Annotated in this window: 14 protein-coding genes; 7 read left to right on the forward strand and 7 right to left on the reverse strand. The window is 72.3% G+C overall.

Translation table 11 applies throughout. The annotated features are described in order from the left end of the window. Positions 1-43: 43 nt before the first annotated feature. The gene (locus ABFY03_RS27855) at positions 44-325 is read right to left on the reverse strand and encodes an HPr family phosphocarrier protein (RefSeq protein WP_043227291.1); all 282 of its coding nucleotides are present in this window, start codon (positions 323-325) and stop codon (positions 44-46) included. 175 nt (positions 326-500) lie between these two features. On the opposite strand from ABFY03_RS27855, the gene ABFY03_RS27860 reads away from it, so the two are divergent. Genes ABFY03_RS27860 through ABFY03_RS27875 form a run of 4 tightly spaced genes read left to right on the forward strand, consistent with a single transcriptional unit; the run spans position 501 to position 5,998 of the window. Then, positions 501-3,452 (forward strand): bifunctional acetate--CoA ligase family protein/GNAT family N-acetyltransferase, encoded by a 2,952-nt coding sequence (locus ABFY03_RS27860; protein ID WP_346171073.1) that lies wholly within the window; start codon positions 501-503, stop codon positions 3,450-3,452. Between the two features lie 39 nt (positions 3,453-3,491). Next, positions 3,492-4,091, forward strand: a complete 600-nt coding sequence (locus ABFY03_RS27865; RefSeq protein WP_031010889.1) for a DUF5998 family protein — start codon at positions 3,492-3,494, stop codon at positions 4,089-4,091. Beyond that, a complete protein-coding gene (locus tag ABFY03_RS27870) occupies positions 4,091-5,296 on the forward strand; it encodes an alkaline phosphatase family protein (protein WP_319008809.1) in 1,206 nt (401 codons plus the stop codon). The genes ABFY03_RS27865 and ABFY03_RS27870 overlap by 1 nt, the downstream gene beginning before the upstream one ends. Before the next feature lie 51 nt (positions 5,297-5,347). Further along, the gene (locus tag ABFY03_RS27875; protein ID WP_346171074.1) at positions 5,348-5,998 is read left to right on the forward strand and encodes a thymidine kinase; all 651 of its coding nucleotides are present in this window, start codon (positions 5,348-5,350) and stop codon (positions 5,996-5,998) included. A 33-nt stretch (positions 5,999-6,031) separates the two neighbouring features. Here the strand turns inward: ABFY03_RS27875 and ABFY03_RS27880 are convergent, their stop codons facing one another. The 6 genes from ABFY03_RS27880 to ABFY03_RS27905 form a co-directional block, all read right to left on the reverse strand. Further along, entirely contained in the window at positions 6,032-7,357 is a 1,326-nt protein-coding gene (locus tag ABFY03_RS27880; protein ID WP_346171075.1) for a hypothetical protein, read from the reverse strand. Beyond that, entirely contained in the window at positions 7,354-8,361 is a 1,008-nt protein-coding gene (locus ABFY03_RS27885) for an ATP-grasp domain-containing protein (protein ID WP_346171076.1), read from the reverse strand. Before ABFY03_RS27885 ends, ABFY03_RS27880 begins: the two co-directional genes overlap by 4 nt. A 98-nt stretch (positions 8,362-8,459) precedes the next feature. Beyond that, complete coding sequence (locus ABFY03_RS27890) at positions 8,460-9,638, reverse strand: ATP-grasp domain-containing protein (RefSeq protein WP_319008849.1); 1,179 nt, start codon at positions 9,636-9,638, stop codon at positions 8,460-8,462. Continuing rightward, on the reverse strand, positions 9,631-10,860 hold the full coding sequence (locus tag ABFY03_RS27895) for an MFS transporter (protein WP_346171077.1): 1,230 nt from the start codon (positions 10,858-10,860) through the stop codon (positions 9,631-9,633). The genes ABFY03_RS27890 and ABFY03_RS27895 overlap by 8 nt, the downstream gene beginning before the upstream one ends. Beyond that, positions 10,857-12,038 carry an ATP-grasp domain-containing protein gene (locus tag ABFY03_RS27900; RefSeq protein ID WP_346171078.1) on the reverse strand — a complete coding sequence of 394 codons (1,182 nt, stop codon included), beginning with the start codon at positions 12,036-12,038 and terminating at the stop codon, positions 10,857-10,859. The genes ABFY03_RS27895 and ABFY03_RS27900 overlap by 4 nt, the downstream gene beginning before the upstream one ends. Positions 12,039-12,098: 60 nt before the next feature. After that, the gene (locus ABFY03_RS27905) at positions 12,099-13,157 is read right to left on the reverse strand and encodes a pyridoxal-phosphate dependent enzyme (protein ID WP_346171079.1); all 1,059 of its coding nucleotides are present in this window, start codon (positions 13,155-13,157) and stop codon (positions 12,099-12,101) included. A 118-nt stretch (positions 13,158-13,275) separates the two neighbouring features. Here ABFY03_RS27905 and ABFY03_RS27910 point away from each other — a divergent pair, with 118 nt between their 5' ends. The 3 genes from ABFY03_RS27910 to ABFY03_RS27920 all read left to right on the forward strand — a co-directional run bounded on the left by ABFY03_RS27910 (position 13,276) and on the right by ABFY03_RS27920 (position 17,100). Continuing rightward, the gene (locus tag ABFY03_RS27910) at positions 13,276-15,048 is read left to right on the forward strand and encodes a non-ribosomal peptide synthetase (RefSeq protein ID WP_346171080.1); all 1,773 of its coding nucleotides are present in this window, start codon (positions 13,276-13,278) and stop codon (positions 15,046-15,048) included. A gap of 67 nt (positions 15,049-15,115) precedes the next feature. Then, positions 15,116-15,883 carry a thioesterase II family protein gene (locus ABFY03_RS27915; protein WP_346171081.1) on the forward strand — a complete coding sequence of 256 codons (768 nt, stop codon included), beginning with the start codon at positions 15,116-15,118 and terminating at the stop codon, positions 15,881-15,883. Then, on the forward strand, positions 15,880-17,100 hold the full coding sequence (locus tag ABFY03_RS27920) for a cytochrome P450 (RefSeq protein ID WP_346171082.1): 1,221 nt from the start codon (positions 15,880-15,882) through the stop codon (positions 17,098-17,100). The genes ABFY03_RS27915 and ABFY03_RS27920 overlap by 4 nt, the downstream gene beginning before the upstream one ends. Positions 17,101-17,114: the final 14 nt, after the last annotated feature.

Consider the following 17,114-nt stretch of genomic DNA (forward strand, 5'->3'; position numbering starts at 1 on the left):
GGGGACACGGCCGTCCGGGGAAGCGTGGAACCGACCCGCCGGGTCAGACCGTCTCGGGGAGCTCGTCGAGGCCCTCGGCGACGAGCTTGGCGAGGCGCTCCAGCGCGGCCTCGGCGCCCTCGGCGTCGGAAGCCAGCACGATCTCCTCGCCGCCCTGCGCGCCCAGGCCGAGCACCGCGAGCATGGACGCGGCGTTCACCGGGTTGCCGTCGGCCTTGGCGATGGTCACCGGGACACCGGAGGCCGTGGCGGCACGGACGAAGATGGAGGCGGGGCGGGCGTGCAGGCCCTCGGCCCAGCCGACGTTGACGCGGCGCTCAGCCATGGTGTTGCCCTTCAGGTCTTCGGCGGGTTGTCTAGACCAGTCTCTCACGGGAAGCGGAGTGCTCCCGTCGACATTGGTCCCCCCACCGTACGACGTTCGACCCCCCTCCCGGGGCCAGGCGCGGACCGGCGCGCGAACGGTGCCGGTGTCCCACCCCGGTCGTAGGCTGTGCCCCATGCGCAGCGCGTCGGAGCAGACGGACGGACCGGACGGGGCGGGCGGGGCGGGAGCGGGGGAGCCCCCGGCCCCGGAGGAGCACGCCTACCCCGACCACTGGGAGGCCGACGTCGTGCTCCGCGACGGCGGCACCGCCCGCGTCCGCCCCATCACCGCCGACGACGCCGACCGGCTCGTCAGCTTCTACGAGCAGGTCTCGGACGAGTCGAAGTACTACCGCTTCTTCGCCCCCTACCCCCGGCTCTCCGCCAAGGACGTCCACCGCTTCACCCACCACGACTTCGTCGACCGGGTCGGCCTCGCCGCCACCGTCGGCGGCGAGTTCATCGCCACCGTCCGCTACGACCGGATCGACGGACGCGGCCGGCCCGCCTCGTCCCCCGCCGACGAGGCCGAGGTCGCCTTCCTCGTCCAGGACGCCCACCAGGGCCGCGGCGTGGCCTCCGCCCTGCTCGAACACATCGCGGCCGTCGCCCGCGAGCGCGGCATCCGCCGCTTCGCCGCCGAGGTGCTCCCCGCCAACACCAAGATGATCAAGGTGTTCACGGACGCCGGCTACACCCAGAAGCGCAGCTTCGAGGACGGCTCCGTCCGGCTCCACCTCGACCTGGAGCCCACCGACCGCTCCCTCGCCGTCCAGCGCGCCCGCGAACAGCGCGCCGAGGCCCGGTCCGTCCAGCGGCTCCTCGCCCCCGGCTCGGTCGCCGTCGTCGGCGCCGGACGCACCCCCGGCGGCGTCGGCCGCACCGTCCTGCGGAACCTGCGGGACGCGGGCTTCACCGGCCAGCTGTACGCGGTCAACCCCGCGCTCGACACCCCCGCGGCCGACCTCGACGGCGTGCCCGCCTTCCCCTCCGTCGCCGCCATCGGCGCCCCCGTCGACCTCGCGGTCGTCGCCGTCCCCGCCGAGCGGGTGCCCGAGGTCGTCGCCGACTGCGGCGAGCACGGCGTCCGCGGCCTCGTCGTCCTCTCCGCCGGATACGCCGAGAGCGGCACCGAGGGCCGCGAGCGGCAGCGCGCCCTGGTCCGGCAGGCCCGCTCGTACGGCATGCGGATCATCGGCCCCAACGCCTTCGGCATCATCAACACCGCCGCCGACGTCCGGCTCAACGCCTCCCTCGCCCCCGAGATGCCCGCCGCGGGCCGCATCGGCCTCTTCACCCAGTCCGGCGCCATCGGCATCGCCCTCCTCGCCGGGCTGCACCGGCGCGGCGCGGGGCTCTCCTCCTTCATCTCGGCGGGCAACCGCGCGGACGTCTCCGGCAACGACTTCCTCCAGCACTGGTACGACGACCCGGCGACCGACGTCGTCCTGCTCTACCTGGAGTCGATCGGCAACCCGCGCAAGTTCACCCGGCTCGCCCGCCGCACCGCCGCCGTCAAACCGGTCGTCGTCGTCAAGGGCGCCCGCCACAGCGGCAGCGCCCCGCCCGGCCACCGCGTCCCCGTCACCCGCATCCCGCACGCCACCGTCTCCGCGCTGCTCCGCCAGGCCGGCGTCATCCGCGTCGACACCGTCACCGAACTCGTCGACGCCGGACTCCTCCTCGCCGGACAGCCGCTGCCCGCCGGGCCGCGCGTCGCGATCCTCGGCAACTCGGAGTCCCTCGGCCTCCTCACGTACGACGCCTGCCTCACCGAGGGGCTGCGCCCGCACCGGCCCCTGGACCTGACGACCACCGCCACCCCGGCCGACTTCCGGGACGCGCTCGCCGCGGCCCTCGCCGACGACTCCTGCGACGCGGTCGTCGTCACCGCGATCCCCTGGGTCGGGATCGAGGGCACCACCGAGGTGCTCGCCGCCTCCCTCCGCGAGGCCGTCGCCGGCAGCGGGGCCGCGGGTGCCGCCAAGCCGGTCGTCGTCGTCCACGTCGAGATGGGCGGGCTCGCCGAGGCCCTCTCCGCCGCCACCAGCACCCGCCCCCCGCCCGCGCGCACCCGCCGCCCGACCGTCGCCGCCGCGCCGACCGCCGCGGAGACCGCCGCGGCCCCCGCGCCCCAGGAGACACAGGCGGCACAGGAGGCGCAGGCAGCACCGGAGCCGCAGGAGCCGCAGCCGCCCGCCCCCGCCCGGAACATCCCCGCCTACCCCGCCGCCGAGCGGGCCGTCCGCGCGCTCGCCGAGGCCGTCCGGTACGGACAGTGGCGGCGGCAGGCCGCGGAGCCGGGACGCGTACCGGAGTACGACTCCATCGACGAGACCGGCGCCGCAGCCCTCATCGACCGCGTGCTCGGCGAGCGGGGCGCCGGACAGGAGTCCCGGGGCGTGACCCTCACCGCCGACGAGGCCCGCGAGCTGCTCGGCCGGTACGGCATCGAGGTCCGCCCCACCCTGCCCGCGCCCGGGCCCGACGAGGCCGTGGCCGCGGCCGCCCGGCTCGGCTACCCGGTGGCGCTCAAGACCACCGCCCCCCACCTCCGCCACCGCCCCGACCTCGGCGGCGTCCGGCTCGACCTGGCGACCGAGGAGCAGCTGCGCACCGCCTATGCCGAGCTCACCGAGGCCCTCGGCAAGCCCGCCGAGCTCCAGCCCGTCGTGCAGGCGATGGTGCCCCGGGGCGTCGACACCGTCGTGCGCGCCGCGATCGACCCCGCCGCCGGCGCCGTGCTCTCCTTCGGCCTGGCCGGCGCCGCCTCCGAACTGCTCGGCGACACCGCCCACCGGCTGGTTCCGGCCACCGACCGGGACGCCGCCGAACTGGTCCGCTCCATCCGCACCGCCCCGCTGCTCTTCGGCTGGCGCGGCTCGGCCCCCGTCGACACCCCCGCCCTGGAGGAGCTGCTGCTCCGGGTCTCCCGGCTGGTCGACGACCATCCGGAGATCGTCTCCGTCGCCCTCGAACCGGCCGTGGTCGCCCCGACGGGCGTCTCCGTCCTCGGCGCCGTGGTCCGCCTCGCCCCGGCCGCCCCCACCACCGACCTCGGCCCCCGCCGCCTGCCCGGCTACTGACGGGCCGGAGGGGGTCCGCAGCCCCGTAGGATGGAGTCCATGGCGAAGACCGGTACGACGACCCAGGGGCTGCGCGCGGCGATCGAGCGCAGCGGCTACTACCCGGCACTCGTGGCCGAGGCGGTGGAGGCCGCCGTCGGCGGCGAGGACGTCGCGTCGTACGTGGTCCACCAGGAGACCACCTTCGACGCCAACGAGGTCCGGCGCCACGTCACCGTGCTCGTGCTCACCCCGAGCCGCTTCATCGTCAGCCACACCGACGAGCAGGCCGCCGACAACAGCTCCCCGAGCCCGTACGCCACCACGTCCACCGAGTCCGTGAAGCTCGACCGGATCTCGTCGGTCGTGGTCAGCCGCGTCGTCGCCAACCCGGAGTCGTACACCCCGGGCACCGTGCCCCGCGAGGTCGTCCTCACCATCGGCTGGGGCGCCGTCTCCCGGATCGACCTGGAGCCCGCCGCCTGCGGCGACCCGAACTGCGACGCCGACCACGGCTACACCGGCAACGCCACCGCCGACGACCTCAGCCTGCGGGTCAGCGAGGCCGGCGACGGCCCGGACACCGTCCGGCAGACCCTCACCTTCGCCCAGGCGCTCTCCGAGGCCACCGCCGCCACCGCGCCGACGGCCGGCCGCTGATGGCGCAGCCGACCTCGGTCGCCCACGGCTGGCCCGACGAACCGGAACCGCTCGCCCCGGAGAGCGCCCCGGTGCCCGAGTACGGCTCCGGCTCCCTCGCCGACCTGCTGCCCACCCTCGTCGCCGGCCAGGGCGTACCCGGCTTCGAACCGCGGATCGCCGAGCTGACCCCCGCCGACCGCGTCTGCGTCTTCCTCGTGGACGGCCTCGGCTGGGAGCAGATCAAGGCGCACCCCGACGAGGCCCCCTACCTGACCTCGCTGCTCGCCGGCTCGCGCGGCGGCACCGGCCGGCCGATCACCGCGGGCTTCCCCGCCACCACCGCGACCTCGCTCGCCTCCGTCGGCACCGGCCGCGCCCCGGGCACCCACGGCCTGGGCGGCTACACGGTCCGCGACCCGCGCAGCGGCGAGCTGATGAACCAGCTCAAGTGGCGCCCCTGGACCGAGCCCAAGGTCTGGCAGCCGTACCCGACCGTCTTCCAGCTGGCCCACGAGGCCGGGATCCACACCGCCCAGGTGTCCTCTCCGATCTTCGCGCAGACCCCGCTCACCCAGATCGCGCTGAGCGGCGGCGCCTTCCACGGGCACCTCTCCGGCGAGGAGCGGATGGACGTCGCCGCCGAGCAGCTGGCCGGCGGCGACCGCTCGCTGGTCTACACGTACTACAGCGAACTCGACGGCGCCGGGCACCGCTTCGGCATCGACTCCGACGCCTGGCGCGGCCAGCTGATGCTGGTCGACCGGCTGGTGCGCCGGCTCGCCGAGCAGCTGCCCGCCCGCTCGGCGCTGTACGTCACCGCCGACCACGGCATGGTCGACGTGCCCTTCGACGAGGAGCACCGCATCGACGTCGACGAGGACTGGGAGCTGCGCGCCGGCGTCGCCCTCCTCGGCGGCGAGGGCCGCGCCCGGCACGTCTACGCCGTCCCCGGTGCCGAGGCCGACGTCCTCACCTGCTGGCGCGAGGTGCTCGGCGAGCAGTTCTGGGTGGCGGGCCGCGACGAGGCCATCGCACTCGGCTGGTTCGGCGACACCGTCGACGAGCGGGTGTACGGCCGGATCGGCGACGTCGTCGCCGCCGCCCACGAGGACGTGGCCCTCGTCGCCTCCGTCGGCGAGCCGCTGGAGACCCAGATGACCGGCATGCACGGGTCGATGACCCCCGCCGAGCAGCTGGTGCCGCTCCTCGAAGTCCGCTCCTGAACCCGCCGATCCCCTTCCCGACCTCCCGACCCGAAAGGTCCCCGACCCGTCATGCCCGAGCTGGTGTTCTTCTCCGGAACGATGGACTGCGGAAAGAGCACGCTGGCGCTCCAGATCGCGCACAACCGCGACGCGCGCGGACTCCAGGGCGTGATCTTCACCCGGGACGACCGGGCGGGCGCCGGCAAGCTGTCCTCACGGCTCGGCCTGGTGACCGAGGCCGTCGAGGCGCCCGAGGACATGGACGTCTACGGGTACCTCGTCGACCAGCTCTCCCAGGGCGGCAAGGCCGACTACGTGATCGTCGACGAGGCGCAGTTCCTCGCCCCGGCCCAGATCGACCAGCTCGCGCGGATCGTCGACGACCTCGGGCTCGACGTCTACGCCTTCGGGATCACGACCGATTTCCGCACCAAGCTCTTCCCCGGCTCGCAGCGCCTGATCGAGCTCGCCGACCGGATCGAGCAGCTCCAGGTCGAGGCGCTGTGCTGGTGCGGCGCCCGGGCCACCCACAACGCCCGGACCGTCGGCGGCCACATGGTGGTCGAGGGCGAGCAGGTCGTCGTCGGCGACGTGAACACGGCCGCGGAGGTGGTCGGGTACGAGGTGCTGTGCCGCCGCCACCACCGCCGGCGGATGACCAGCGCCAGCTCCCGCGCCGCCTCCCTCTCGCCGGACGTGCTGCCGGTCACCCCGGCCTGAGATCCCTCGCCCGTCACCCCAGGGGGCGACCCGCTACGCGAGCCAGAGCGCTCCCGCCGACTCGGCACCGCTCGACGCGTTGATCGCGGAGGCGGGCCGGGGTACGGCCTGGCGGACGAAGACGCCGGCCACGCTGCCGCCGAACACCAGCGGGGCCAGCACCACTTCACGACCGGACGGGGACGTGCCGGGGAGCTCGACCACGGCCGGAGGCACGTGACGCTGCAGCACGTAGCACTCGGTCGGGTCCTGAAGACGTTCCGTGAGGACCGTGCGCCAGCGGGTCGCGTCGGTGGTGGGACCGAAGACCAGGTCCTTCCCGCCGTACGCGGACGAGGGCTTGCAGACGAGGGTGTCGCGGCCGGCGATCGCCCGGTCGAGGGTCTCGGCGCGCAGCCTGAAGGTCTCCGGCACGTGCGCCTCGACCAGTGCGAGCTCCTCCCGGCTCAGGACGTCGGCGAACTCCTCGTCGAAGAGCAGCGCGAGATTCGCCTTGTTGTCGTAAAGGGCGGCCGCGGGTGAGCCGATGAAGGAGACGACACCCGCGGTGTCGAGCTCCATCAGGCGCCGGGTGAGCGCCGGCGGCACGAAGTGCTTCGTCTCGTGCCAGGTGTACGCGGTGAAGATCGCGTCCACGCGCCGGCCCTCGAAGTACACGCCCTCGTCGGTCGCTTCCAGGTCGTGCACGAGGCCGCAGCTGACCTCGTATCCGGCGGAACGCACCATGTCCACGAAGAACCGGCGTCCCGAGTCGATGTCGGCCGGGTCCGCGGTCGCCTCGAAGACGTGGAGAGGGCCGTCCCCATGCCGCTCCACGAGGCTCCCGAACACGTCGAGCCACGCCTTGGACGTGTCGAAGCCCCGCACGGCGAGCCCGCGGGCCTTCAGGAACCCGGCGTAGCCCGAGTCCCGGGTCGCCGCCGTGTACGGGGCGCAGGTGCTCAGGCCGCCGAGCGAGGTGGCCACGTTCAGCTCGACGAGCTGGAGTCCCTGGTCCGTGACGACCAGGTCCGGGCGCATGAACGCGGTGGCCACGCGAGCCAGGTGCGGGCGGCGCAGGGCCTCGCACATCAGCTGCGCGTCGTCGGCCGGTACGCCCAGGTAGGAAACCCATGCGTCGAGGTCGTCGCCGAAGATCCGCCCGGGCAGGGAGGAGATCAGCTCGGAGAGCCGCAGCGCGACCGCCGACATCTCCTCTGACGCCCGGGCGCCGAAGAACTGCGGCGGGTACATGTGCGTCCACCCCTGACGGTGGATCCGCTCGGTGAATTCCTTGCGGTCGGCCTCCGCCTCGCCGGAGGCGGCGAAGTCCGTCCAGGCGGCGACGGCTCGCGGGTCGAGCCAGGACCAGGCGCTCACTTCAGCTTCCCGGCGGCGCGCAGGGCGGCGAGCACGGTGTTGACCGCCTCGGAGGACTTGTCCTCACCCGTGGCGAGCTGGTGGTAGCTCAGGCCGCCCGGGTTGACCATGTTGACCTCGACCACGTAGGGGAAGGCGAGGTCGATGCCCGAGTAGAAGATGCCCAGGTCCATCATGCGCTTGCCCAGCCGGCGGACGAACGCGTCCTCCTCGGGCGTCAGTTCCAGGGCCTCGAAGCGCGCGCCCAGCGTGGCGTTGGACCGGTTGTCGTGCTCGGGGTGGAAGCGCAGGAAGCCGGAGACCGGGACGTCGCCCGCGATGATGACGCGCTTCTCGTTGGTGCGGATGTTGGGGATGTACTCCTGGACCGCGGTGTGGCGCTTGGCCATGCCGATGATGTCGCGCCCGTACCGGCCGTAGCGGGACATCGCGTTGCCCGTGGCCGAGCCGAGGAGGGCCGAGCGGTTGCGGTCCGTCTTGTTCACCACGTACACGTCCGCGCCGCAGCCGTCGTTGGTCGGCTTGATCACCCAGGAGCGGTCGCCGTCACCCTCGACCAGCGCGTTCAGGAAGTCGAAGTCGTTGGTGACGTACGAGACGGGCAAGTTCTCGGCGGGCACGATGGCACCGAGGTTGATCTTGGTGTTGAGGTAGAACAGCGCGGACGCGTCGTTGACGAACGGCACGCGCTGATTGAGCAGCCACAGCAGCTGGAAGGAGGCGTTGCCGGCCTCGGGGTGCGTGCCCGCCAGGACCCAGACCAGGTCGAAGTCCTCCGCGGAGGCGTAGGACTCCCGCATCGTCGGGAAGTCGCCGCCCGCGGCGAACTCCTCCGACAGCTTCACACGGTCGCAGACCACGACCGACTCGTGGACGTTGAGCGTGTCGATGTCGCCGATGTGGACCTCGTGGCCCTCGCGGTACAGGGCGCTGGGGATGATCGAGTGGTTGTCCAGCTCGAACTTGGACGCCTCGGACACGAGGACGAGGATCTTGTAGGACACAGGAAGGGCCTCTCTGGGAGTTCGGGGGGCGGGGCGCGGCGTGGTGCGGACGAACCAGGGCTCGCGGTGAGGTGATCAGGGGCTCGCGGTGAGGGTGATCAGGGGCTCGCGGTGAGGGTGCGCACCGCGCCCTCCAGACGGGTCTCCAGCTCGTCGCGGTCGTCGCCGACCGCCACGACGAATCCGTGCCGGTCGCCCGACTTGCTGACGCTCGGCGGGAGTTGTCCGGCCGGCACGCTGATGTGCACCTCGGCCACGCCCGGCATCGAGGCGACCAGCGCGGTGCTGATGTCGTGCATGGGCACGGTCCGGTCGAAGGTGACGTAGCGGATGCCGGCGACCCGCCGGCCGGTGGGCTCGGAGGGGACGGGGAGCCCGAACACGGCGGCCATGGTCTGGGCGAAGACGTCCTCGCCCAGGGCCAGGATCAGCATGTCGCTGATCCGGTCGCCGCCCGGGCGGCCGTGCGACTCGATGAGCCGAGGGCCGGCGGCGGTCAGCATGATCTCGGTGTGCGAGGGTCCGTACCGGTAGTCCACCGCGTCGAGCATCGCGGTGACCAGCTCCGTCACAGCCGCCTCGTCCGCCGGGGACAGGCTCACCGGGAGGGTGTGGCCGGTCTCGACGAAGTGCGGTGCTCCGGTGGTCGCCTTCTCGGTGACGGCCACGATCCGGTGCCCGGCGGGGCCGCTCATGGCCTCGACGCTGTATTCGCGGCCGGTCAGGAACTCCTCGACCAGATGCGGGGTGGAGAACGCCATCTCCGCCACGTGCTTCTCGGCCTCGCCGGAGTCCGCGAGGTACCGCACGCCGGAACTGCCGGTGCCGTCGACGGGCTTCACCACGCAGGGGTGGCCGATCCGCTCGATCGCGGGCAGCAGCTCGCCCCGGGTGCGGCAGACGACGTGGGAGACCGGCTTCCCGGCCCGGTCGCCCACCACGGAGCGCAGCTTCGCCTTGTCCTTGAACGCGTGCAGTGCCTCCGGCGCGTTGCCGGGCCAGCCCAGCTCCCGGTTCACGACCGCGGAGACGACGGAGCCGATCTCGCCGAAGCCGAAGCAGCTCACGGGACCCGACCACTCCATCGCCCGCAACCGCTCGACGAGTTCGTCGGCGGACTCGGTCCAGGCGGTCTCGACGACCGGCCAGTCCGTGGCCGGAGGGCGCGGCTGGGTGGGATCGTCGACGATGACCACGGCCAGGCCCAGGCTCTCCGCCGCTGCGACGACGGAGTCACGGGGGCCCAGCAATACGGCGGTCGGCTGGGTCTCAGACATGCTGGGCACGGCCTTTCGGTAGGAGGAAGCAGGAGGCTGCCGCGACGACGGACAGAGTGCTGATCACCAGCCACAGGTCGGCGCTGCCGTGAAGGGTCTGCAGGAGATAGCCGCCCATGCCGGAGCCGAGCAGACTGCCGAGTGCGCCGGCCGCGCTCATCGTGCCGAGGGCCAGCCCGGTGCGCTTCAGCGAACTCGCCTCGACGGCCTGCTCGTCGAGGCTCGGGGCGATCAGCATCTCGGCCAGGGTGATCGGCAGGACGAACGCCAGCAGCGCGCCCCAGCCGGTGAACGGGATGAGCAGCGCGTAGCCGACGGCGAAGGCGAGGAACCCGATCACGAGCAGGCTGCGGGTGGCCGTCGACCGGAACACATGGCGCAGCAGGGAGTACTGGAACAGTACGCACAGCGCGCCGTTGACGGTGAAGACGACGGAGATGGCGGCCGTGCTGCCGGTCAGCTGCTTCGCGGCGATGGGCAGGACGACGTTGAGCTGGCTGTAGATCGCCCAGAAGACCACGCCGAGCAGGAGCAGCGGAACCCACTGCCACCTCGCCCAGCGCGTGCCGTCGGCGGCCGGCGGGGTGCCGCCGGCCTCGCCGGCCTCGGCGGGGGCCGACGGATCGCCGGATTCCGCCGGACGGCCGGGCACCTCGCCACCGGCCCGCCTGAGCGTCAGGCGCAGGCCGAGCAGCAGATGCGAGGCCACACAGGCGGCCAGGACGTACTGGAAGCCGAGCGGGTAGACCGCCGCGCCCAGGGCCGGGCCCGCGATGACGCCGACGTTCACGAACGTCGAGCGCAGCGCGAGCATCTCCCTGCGGTCCGACCCGGCCTCCCGCACCAGGAGGGTCTTGATGGACAGCCCGAGGAGCGACCCGCCGACGCCTATGGCCACGATGCCGGCGACGAGGGGCACCATCACGGTGCCCCCCGCGAGACCCGCGCCGAGCAACAGGTAGCCGACGATGCGCAGACCGAAGCCGCAGGACAGAGCCGGCAGGGTGCCGAAGCGGTCCACGACCAGGCCCGACACGAGGGAGAAGCCCTGGCCGCAGAAGGCGAGCAGCCCCACGAGGAACCCCACCCGGCCGGCCCGCATGCCCTGTGCCGTGAACTCGATGGCCAGCAGGGGCAGGAACATGAACGTCGTCAGGCCGGTGACGAGCACCGCCACCAGAAGGGCACGGCCCGTCGGCGAGGTCTGACGCCAGGTGTTCACGCGCCGGCTGCTTCTTCGAGGTTCTCCATGAGCCATGCCTCGGCCTGCAGGACGCGCTGCTCCACCTCGGCGAGATCGGCACCCTCGACGATCACGAAGCACAGGTGCGAGGTGCTGTTCTGCGTCACCGCGTCCGGCGCGAGCGCCTCGTTCACCTCGTAGTGGTGCACCCACTCGAACGGGGGCCTGCCGGGGGCCTTCACCGGACGGCCCTGCGGCAGGATGGAGATCGAGCCGTGCACCTTGTCCGGGACGCCGGCCGGGGCCGGGGGCACGGGCAGGTCGCAGGACTGGCGCAGCCAGGTGGCGTGCAGGTCCACGCCGTAGGTGGCGCGGGTCAGTGCCGGGATGCGGTCGCCACCGACCCGCGAGGCGATCTCGCACAGAACGAGCTCGTCGTCGGGGGTGTGGAACACCTCCAGGTGATAGGCGCTGACCTCGGGGGTCTCGAAGGCGTCGAGCACCCGGTCGAAGAACTCCTCCAGACGGACGGCGAACTTGTCCTCCGGATGCAACTGGAGGGATCCGTTGTTGTGCCCGGAGAAGACACCGAGGCAGCTGCGCACGTAGCGGGAGGAGGCGACGAACCGGTACCCGGGGGCGATGACGGCGTCCACGTGGTACATCTGCCCGTCGACGAACTCCTCGGCCATGAGGTCCTCGCGCCAGTGCCGGCGGCTGAACGCGATCAGGTCCTCCTCGCCGCGCAGCACCGAGATGTCGCGCGAGCCACCCTGCTTGACCGGCTTGACGACGACGGGGTAGCCCGCCTCCGCGACGAAGTCCGTGAGGTCGACGATGGTGTGCAGCCGCGCGTAGCGGGGCGTGCGCACGGTGCGGCTCGCCACCTGCTTCATGACCGCCTTGTCCCGGAAGGACAGGGCGCTGGCCGCCGACTGGCCGGGGATCCCGAGGTCCTCCCGGATGCGCGCCGCCCGCTCCAGGTCGTACTCGTTGTCGGTGATGAGGTGGCTGAAGGGAGCCTTCTTCGCCAGCTCGCGGATGCGCAGTTCCGCGTACGGGACGAACTCGCAGTCCTCGACGTGCTCGTACTCGGCGAAGCCGTCGGTGTTCGCCAGCGCGTTGTGGCTGTACACGTGGAGCACGTCGGCGAGTTCGGGGAGCATGGCGGCGTAGTCGCTCTTGGGGCCGTAGTTGATGACGGCGACGTTGGGCATGGTGCGGCCTCGCATTGCAGGGGAAGGACTTCGTCAGGGAGGGAGAGGGGCGCCGGCGCGTCAGGTCTGCGGGACGTAGACCGGAAGGTCGTCCTCGACGGCGTACGGCCGCCTGGCCCAGTTCATGGTGCTCCACGGTCCCGCCATGTCGGCCAGGTCGGTGATGACCTTCGGGCGGAAGTCCGGGTCCTGCTCGATGGGGCCGTCCGGCGGGAAGACCCGCTCGACGTACCGGTGGCCCGGGTCCGCGGCCATGAAGACGATCGGGCCGCCGTCGGGGTTCTCCGCCCGCAGGTAGCGGGCCACCTGCCAGCCCGCTCCCGCCGAGAGTCCGGCGAAGACGCCGGTCTGGGAGAGCAGGCTTCGGCAACCCGCGGCCGACGCATCGAAGTTGATCCAGTGGATGTCGTCGTACGCGGAGTAGTCGATGTTGTCGAATCGGATGCCGCTGCCGATGCCCGCGATGATGAATCCGTCGAGCGGGATGGCCTCCGAACCGAATGACCGGCTTCCGAAGGGCTGGATGCCGGCCACCCGGACGTCCGCGCACGAGGCTCGAAGGTAGCGGCTCATGGCACTGGTCGAGGCGCCGGTGCCGACGCCGCCGACGACCGTGATCCCGGTGGAGCCGAGCTCCTTGACGATCGTGTTCGCGACGCTCTCGTAGCCGATGTAGTGGACGTCGTCGTGGTACTGCTGCATCCAGTACGCGTCCGGGTGCTCCTTCATGTACGCGTGCACCAGCCGGACCCGCGTCTCCTGGTCGTGCTGGAGCCCGTCGTCGCCGGACGAGGGGACCTGGGTGTACGTGGCCCCGAGGTACTTCAACTGGGTCCTGATCGCCGCGTCGACCGCGACGGACGCGAAGATGTGGGCCTTGAGGCCCAGGGCGCGGCACACCAGCGCGAGAGCGTGACCGTAGATGCCGCTGGAGCTGTCCACCAGGGTCTGCCCGGGCTGGATCACGCCGCGGTCGAGAAGGTCCTTGACGGCCGCGTACACCGAGGTGACCTTCATGACCTCGAACCGGACGACGTAGATCCCGTCTCCCAGATCGATCAGGTCCGGCTCGGAGAGTTTCTCGGCGAATGACTTGTACACCGCGTGCCTTCCCACCATCGGGCTACTTGACGCTGACAGTCCGCAGTTCTAGACGCACGGGGTACCGGGGGATTCCCGTTTCGTTCCCGGAACCGTCTGGGAGCCATCCGGGAAGGCGGGCGAAGACCCTCCCTCCATGACGACTCTTCAGCTCAGCGGGATCGCCGACGGGCCGCATCTGGCCGAACCTGTGGGACCCGTCTGCGACGAGGTGATGGAGCAGGCACGACGACACCCCGACCGCCTGGCGGTCGTCTGCGGGAGCGACCACCTCACCTACCGACAGCTCGCCGCGGCGGCCGAGGCCGTCGCCGCCGAACAGGACCTGGCAGGGCTCCGGCCCGGTGGGGCGCGAATCGGGATCCTCGCACACCGCACGGCGGCCACCGTCGCCCACGCCCTGGGCGTCAGCCTCGGCGGCCGGTCGTTCGTCTTCGTCGACCCGGAGGCGCCCGAGGCCGTCGTCCAGCACATCCGCACGACGGCGGACGTCTCGCTGATCACCGACCCCCGGACGGGAACCCCGCACACCGGCCCCGGGACCGATCCGGCGGCGCCGAAGCCTGCGCGGCAGCGGTCGCTCGACGACGAGGCGTACGTGCTGTACACCTCGGGCAGCACCGGAAGGCCCAAGGGAGTGTCGGTCTCCCAGCGGAACCTGGCGAGCTCCACCGCCGCACGCCTCACCGTGTACGAGCCGTACGGCACCCCGGTCTTCCTGCTCCTGTCCCCGTTTCACTTCGATTCCTCGGTGGCAGGTGTCTGGGGCACGCTCGCGGCCGGCGGCACCGTGGTCGTGGCGCGCGAGGACGAGCGGCGCGACCCCGCCGCGCTCTTCGGGCTCGTGGCCCGGTACGGCGTCACCCATCTGCTGGCCGTGCCGAGCTTCTACGCCGAACTCCTGCTCACGCTCGGCCAGGACACGGCGGCCGGCGAGGCCGTCGCCTCGCTGCGGATGGCGATCTGCGCCGGCGAGGCCCTCCCGCAGAGCGTGATCGACGGCCACTTCGCGTTGCTGCCGGGCGTCGCCCTGGCCAACGAGTACGGTCCGACCGAATGCACCGTCTGGGCCACGTACCGCGTCTATGAGCGGCCGGGCCGTTCGACCATCGGCCGTCCCATCCCCGGCACGTCCGTCCACCTCCTCGACGACCGGCTGCAGCCCGCCGAGGCGGGAGGCGTGGGGCAGATCGCACTCTCCGGCCCGGGCGTGAGCGGTGGGTACGTCGCCGATGCCCAGCAGACGAACGCTCGGTTCGTCACCCTGACCGATGCGAGCGGCGCCACGGCGCGCGCCTATCTGACCGGCGACCTCGGCCGGTGGTCGGACGAGGACGGCCTGGAGTTCGCGGGCCGCATCGACAACGAGGTGAAGATCCGCGGCGTGCGGGTGACGATCGAGTCCATCGAGGAAGCCCTCGTCTCCCACCCCGGCGTGCACGCCGCCGCCGTCGCCTACGACGCCGAGACCTCGACCACCTTCGCCTTCGTCACCGTCGCGCCCGGGGCCGAGGCGGACGCCGCCTCGGTGCGGGCCAGGGCGGAGGCCGTTCTCGGATCCGGCGTGACGCCCGACCGCGTGGTGTTCGCCGAGACGCTGCCGCGCACCGCGCACGACAAGATCGACCGGGCCGCTCTGCTGGCCTCGGTCCGGCCGCTCGCGCCCGTCGCGGGACCGGACGCCGGCGGCGGCCTCGCCGCGCAGATCGCGCGTGCCTGGTCGGACGTCCTGGGCGTGGACGTCCTGGAGACCGAGAGGGCCGGCTTCTTCGAGCTCGGCGGGAACTCCCTCAGCATCATGCGGCTGGCCCGCGCCCTGGGAAAGATCGCCGGCCACCCGATCGGGGTCAAGGAGGTGTACCGGCGCGGCACCATCGCGCAGCAGGTGGAGCTCCTGTCCACCCCCTAGATCTCCCACGTCCGCCACTCGGTCCGCCGTACCTCCCTCGACAGATGGGTGAGCAGTGCCCTTGACCATGTCGTCGTCGAACCCCTCCATCACGACGTTCGCACCCGAGCGCGACCGGACCGCCGACCCCGGTGCCTCGCCGGCCGTGCTGTGCTTCCCGCACGCCGGCGGCAGCGCCTCGTTCTTCCGCCCCTGGGCCGGTCTGCTGCCCGCGTCCAGGGTCCACGCCGTGCAGTACCCCGGCCGTGAGGAGCGGATCGCGGACGAGGCGCCCGAGAGCCTCGTCGAGCTCGCCGGCCTCGTGGCCGAGGAGATCCTCGCCGGGCCCCGGCGGTACTCCCTGCTGTTCGGCCACAGCATGGGCGCCTATGTCGCCTTCGAGGTGGCGCGACTGCTGGAGAGCGCCGGGGAGCCCGTGCCCGGCGTGATCGTCTCCTCGGCCGCCGCGCCCGGCCTGCGGGCTCCCGTTCCCTACGAGCACTCGGCCGACGTCCGCGCCTACCTCGAACGCTACGAACCGCTGAGCCCGGAGATCAGCGGCGACGAGGAACTCCTCGAACTGATCCTCGACTACAGCAAGAGCGACCTGCGGCTCGTGGCGCAGTACACGGGGTTCGCCGGGAAGCGCATCGGCGCCCGTCTGACGGCCGTGGTGGGCGACGACGACGTACCGGAGATCCGGTCCGGGTTCTCCACGTGGCGGCAGCACACCGACGGCACGTTCGTCCCGGTCGTGGTGCCGGGCGGGCACTTCTACCTCCGCGGCGATCCGCCGGTGGCGCTGATCGACGCCGAGCTCGCCCGGTCCGCTGCGGTGACGGGAGCGTCCTCATGACGGGAAGCGACGTGAGAGAGCGGATCGGCAGCCTCGTCGACGGCGAGACCTACCGTCACGGAAACCCCTTCGCACTGTGGCGGTGGATGCGGGAGAACGAGCCGGTGGCCTGGCACGAGCCCGGCGTCTTCCCCGGCTTCTGGTCCCTGACCGGGTACGACGAGGTGAAGGAGGTACTGCGCGACGCCTCGACGTTCAGCTCCTCCTCCGGCATCCTGCTGCGCCCGCTCGCCCAGGGAGACGATCCCGGCAGCAACCGGACCCTGGCGCTGTCCGACCCGCCGCGGCACAACGTGCTGAGGGGCGCCATCGCCGGCTGGTTCGCGCCGAGGAACCTGCGACGGCTGTCGCAGACCCTCGACACCACGGCGGAGTCGACGGTCCGGAAGGCGGTCGCCGCCGGGCGCACCGAGTTCGTCACCGATGTCGCCGCCACGCTGCCGCTCGACGTCGTCTGCACCTTCCTGGACATCCCGGACGCGGACCGCCCGTCCCTCGTGGAATGGTCCTCCGAGGCGTTCTGCGCCGGGACGGCCGAGGAGCGCACCCTCGCCCACCTGCAGATCCTCGACTACTTCGGGGATCTCGTGGAGCAGCGCCGGGCACGTCCCGGCGACGACCTGGTGAGCGTCCTCGCGGGCGTCCGCCACGAAGGCGAACTGCTGCCGCTGGAGGAGGTGGTGCTCAACTGCGACAACCTCCTCGTCGGCGGGACCGAGAACGTCCGGCTCGCCATGTCCGGTGGGATGCTCGCCCTGCTGGAGCACCCGGACCAGTGGGAGCTGCTGCGCGGCGACTTCGAGGGCACCGTGGACACCGCGATCGAGGAACTGCTCCGGTGGACCTCCAGCGCCACGCACATCATGCGCCGGGCCACCCGCGACGTCGTGCTCGGCGGACAGCGGATCCGCAGCGGAGACCTGGTGGCCTGCTGGCTCACCTCCGCCAACTTCGACCCGCGGCACTTCCGTGACCCCGACGTCCTCGACATCCGGCGCACCCCCAACCGGCACCTGGCCCTGGGCGCCGGCCCGCACTACTGCATCGGCACGCAGCTCGCCAAGATGGAGATCCGTGCGGTGCTGCGGGAGTTCTGCGCCCAGGTCGGCGAGGTCGCGCTGGACGGGGCCCCCGAACGACTGGACTCCATCGTCGTCAACGGACTGCGCACGCTGCCGCTGCGGCTGACCCCGCGGGAGCCGGCCGCCCGGGCGTGAACGCGGCGCGCCTC

It is taken from the genome of Streptomyces roseofulvus (genome assembly GCF_039534915.1).
GTDB lineage: Bacteria > Actinomycetota > Actinomycetes > Streptomycetales > Streptomycetaceae > Streptomyces > Streptomyces roseofulvus.

Coding starts and splice junctions, on each gene's coding strand:
- ABFY03_RS27855 (WP_043227291.1), bottom strand. CDS start 325: ATGGCTGAGCGCCGCGTCAACGTCGGCTGGGCCGAGGGCCTGCACGCC.
- ABFY03_RS27860 (WP_346171073.1), top strand. CDS start 501: ATGCGCAGCGCGTCGGAGCAGACGGACGGACCGGACGGGGCGGGCGGG.
- ABFY03_RS27865 (WP_031010889.1), top strand. CDS start 3,492: ATGGCGAAGACCGGTACGACGACCCAGGGGCTGCGCGCGGCGATCGAG.
- ABFY03_RS27870 (WP_319008809.1), top strand. CDS start 4,091: ATGGCGCAGCCGACCTCGGTCGCCCACGGCTGGCCCGACGAACCGGAA.
- ABFY03_RS27875 (WP_346171074.1), top strand. CDS start 5,348: ATGCCCGAGCTGGTGTTCTTCTCCGGAACGATGGACTGCGGAAAGAGC.
- ABFY03_RS27890 (WP_319008849.1), bottom strand. CDS start 9,638: ATGTCTGAGACCCAGCCGACCGCCGTATTGCTGGGCCCCCGTGACTCC.
- ABFY03_RS27900 (WP_346171078.1), bottom strand. CDS start 12,038: ATGCCCAACGTCGCCGTCATCAACTACGGCCCCAAGAGCGACTACGCC.
- ABFY03_RS27905 (WP_346171079.1), bottom strand. CDS start 13,157: ATGGTGGGAAGGCACGCGGTGTACAAGTCATTCGCCGAGAAACTCTCC.
- ABFY03_RS27910 (WP_346171080.1), top strand. CDS start 13,276: ATGACGACTCTTCAGCTCAGCGGGATCGCCGACGGGCCGCATCTGGCC.
- ABFY03_RS27915 (WP_346171081.1), top strand. CDS start 15,116: ATGTCGTCGTCGAACCCCTCCATCACGACGTTCGCACCCGAGCGCGAC.
- ABFY03_RS27920 (WP_346171082.1), top strand. CDS start 15,880: ATGACGGGAAGCGACGTGAGAGAGCGGATCGGCAGCCTCGTCGACGGC.